The sequence below is a fragment of the Ectobacillus panaciterrae DSM 19096 genome (assembly GCF_000430785.1).
Lineage (GTDB): Bacteria > Bacillota > Bacilli > Bacillales > Bacillaceae_G > Ectobacillus > Ectobacillus panaciterrae.
This window is the reverse complement of sequence record NZ_AUMR01000166.1, coordinates 1-3,160: the sequence shown is the minus strand read 5'-3', so window position 1 is coordinate 3,160 and position 3,160 is coordinate 1. Positions and strand designations below refer to the sequence as shown.

Genomic DNA, 3,160 nt, shown 5'->3' with positions numbered 1-3,160 from the left:
CTCGCTCTTCGCCTCGGCTGCCGCCTTCTCTGCTGCACGCTGCTTCGCTAGCTCCAGCGCCTTTGCCTTCGCTTCCGCCGCCGCTCGTTTCTTTGTATCTTCCAAGCTTTCCGGCTCATTTTTTGAGAGCGCTTTCTCTCTTTCCGCTTGCTCTGCTGCGCTTTGCGCCGCTTTTCGTTCCGCGAGCTTTCGCAATGCTTCCTCCTTGGCGCGCGCCGCAGCTTCCCTTTTCAGCTCATCCATGCTTTTTTCATCGCTCATCGATTCGTCACCTGCTTCCCTGTCTTAGCTTCGTAACGAATTTTTTCTTTCAGTTTATTAATTCCGTAAATGAGAGCTGCCGGGTTTGGCGGGCATCCCGGTATATATACATCAACCGGAACGATTTGATCTACTCCTTTAACCACTGCATATGACTTCACATACGGCCCCCCTGCCGTTGCGCACGATCCCATAGCGATGACCCATTTCGGCTCTGGCATTTGATCGTACAGCCGGCGTACAATCGGCGCCATTTTCTTCGTTACCGTACCCGATACAATCATAACGTCTGATTGACGCGGAGATGTACGGAAGAACGAACCAAAACGGTCGAGGTCATAGTGGGATGATCCTACGCCCATCATTTCGATGGCACAGCAAGCCAGCCCGAACGTCATCGGCCACAGCGAATTGCTTCGCGCCCAGCCCTTCATTTGCTCAAGTGTCGTAAAAAACATATTGCGCTCCAATTCCGCTCTCTCATCCGGATGGATATAATCAAAGTTTATAACCATGTCAGCACCTTCTTCTTCCAAGCATATACAAGTCCAATTAGAAGCATCACCACAAAGATGAGCATCTCAACTAAAGCAAATAGCCCCAATTTGTCATAAGCCACTGCCCACGGATACAGAAATACCGTTTCTACATCAAAAATAACAAACAGTAGCGCAAAAATATAATAGCGTGCGTGAAATCGGACATTCGCTTCATGGAATGGCTCGATACCGCTCTCATATGTCGTCTGTTTAGCCTCGCTTGGACTGTTCGGACGAAGCAGCTTGCCTGCCGTCAGCGCCACAACGGGCAACAGAATACCTAAAAGCAAAAATACAATTACAATTGCATAGTTGTTTTGATACACATTGAACATGTTTAGACTCTCCCCCCCGTGCAGTTTAAAATTGTCCAATACAATCATATGAATCGTTTACACCATTTATTTTTTTGATTTTTCTAAATAATGTAACTATAACCATTATACCAAATTCTGCATTCTTATGTCGACCTATTGGAAAGAGAGAAACTCCGCTTCCATCACGCTTTAGCTTCTTATCAATTTCTGAGAATTAATAATTTTGTACAATAGTATTATTCAGAAATTTTTCCCGGTACTAGAAAAGAGCGACGAAGCGATTCGCTTTTTAAAAACATTCTCACTAAAAAGGCATTAAGCGTCTGCTTAATGCCTTTTTTGAATAATAAAGTTGAAGTTTGGATAGTAAATGCATCATTTTGGATAATAAATGGTCTAAGCTGGATAGTAAACGGTGCAATTCGAGAGATCAAGCATGAAATGTCGAAGAAACGAGCCAGCTATATATAGACTTGGCAGGCGCTCTGTGCCTGCCTAAAAAAAATGAGCACGGGTTTTTTCCCGTGCTCATTTTTCTTACATAATGGATTATGCTCCTTTTTGCTCAGCTTTCATAGATTCCTTGTCCTTCATCTTATGCTTGGCCACAAAATGATAATACAGCGTACAAGCTATCAGGAACGGAATGCCGCAGTACAACGCCATTCTTTGATCCGGAATGAAAGCAAGGCTGATCATAACGATTGTGTTCATTGCGAAGGCAAGAAGCGGAATTACCGGGTAAAGCGGTGTTTTAAATTTCAAATCCTTTACGTTGCCGCCATTTTTAAGGAAATCTCTTCTTCCCAAGAAGTTAGAAAGTGCAATGGATGCCCAAATGAATATCGCACCGAAACCTGCGATGGAAAGCAGCCATAAATATACTGTGTCTTCCGCAAAAATACCGCAAAGCAAGGATAAGCAGCCGACAAGCATACTTACGATCAACGCATTGATCGGAACGCCTTTTTTGGATAGCTTCCCGAACTTAGGGCTGATCATGCCCTGTGCGGACATGGACCAAAGCATACGGGAAGTTGCATACAAGCCGGAGTTCGCTACGGATAATACAGCTGTAACAATAACGAAGTTCATAATATCAGCAGCATACGGAATACCGATTTTATCAAATACTACAACGAACGGGCTTTCCACGAGTCCCGCTTTTTGCCAAGGAAATAATCCAGCAAGTACGAAAACTGAAAGAATGAAAAAGATTAAAATACGCCAAGCCGTGTTGTTAATTGCGCGCGGAATTGTTTTTTCAGGGTTTGAACTTTCCCCGGCCGCAATGCCTACAAGCTCTGTTCCTTGGAAGGAGAAATTGACGCCAATCATTGTTATCAATATCGCTGCGATTCCTTTCGGGAACAAGCCGCCGTGATCTGTATAGTTACTAAAGAAAGGTGCCGGTTCGCCGCCTTTCATATGCAGGAATCCGAACATTGCTGCACCACCTAAAATGATGAATGCAATAACTGCGATGACTTTAATGCTCGAAAACCAAAATTCAACTTCTGCAAAGCTTTTCGTTGATAACGCATTGATGCTGAATAAAAGCACTGCAAACACAACACACCAAATCCATGATGGAGCATGCGGAAACCAACGCTTCATGAGGATACTGACGGTGATGAGCTCAAGTCCGATTGTAACCGCCCAGTTCAGCCATGACATCCAGCCAACAACATACCCGGTTCCTGGTGAAATATATTTAGTCGCATACGTTTGATACGATCCTACACTCGGATTTGCAACTGCCAGCTCCCCCAGACAAAGCATTGTCAAATACATAACAAAACCGCCGATGAGGTAAGCGACAATGGCGCCGCCCGGTCCCGCCTGATTAATTGTATAACCGGAGCTTAAGAAAAGACCTGTACCAATAACGCCGCCAAGCGCAATCATAAAAATATGACGGCTCTTCAGCTCGCGTTTTAATCCGTTATTTTGATCTAGCATAGAAATCCTCCTTTTGTTCCATTTCTCCTAGAATCTGTAAGCGCTTTACTTTTTATTATTCAAGGAGAACCTGTTCATGAT

3 protein-coding genes and 1 pseudogene are annotated in these 3,160 nt (G+C 44.2%); all 4 read right to left on the bottom strand.

The window, feature by feature from the left end; all coding sequences use genetic code 11:
* A pseudogene (locus H540_RS0121845) lies at positions 1-261 on the bottom strand (NADH-quinone oxidoreductase subunit C); the annotation flags it as partial.
* Complete coding sequence (gene nuoB, locus H540_RS0121840; RefSeq protein ID WP_028402383.1) at positions 258-776, bottom strand: NADH-quinone oxidoreductase subunit NuoB; 519 nt, start codon at positions 774-776, stop codon at positions 258-260. The gene nuoB and the pseudogene H540_RS0121845, both read right to left, overlap by 4 nt.
* The gene (locus tag H540_RS0121835) at positions 767-1,135 is read right to left on the bottom strand and encodes an NADH-quinone oxidoreductase subunit A (protein WP_028402382.1); all 369 of its coding nucleotides are present in this window, start codon (positions 1,133-1,135) and stop codon (positions 767-769) included. Before H540_RS0121835 ends, nuoB begins: the two co-directional genes overlap by 10 nt.
* Before the next feature lie 531 nt (positions 1,136-1,666).
* Positions 1,667-3,079 (bottom strand): amino acid permease, encoded by a 1,413-nt coding sequence (locus H540_RS30625; RefSeq protein ID WP_081415239.1) that lies wholly within the window; start codon positions 3,077-3,079, stop codon positions 1,667-1,669.
* Between the last annotated feature and the right edge of the window lie 81 nt (positions 3,080-3,160).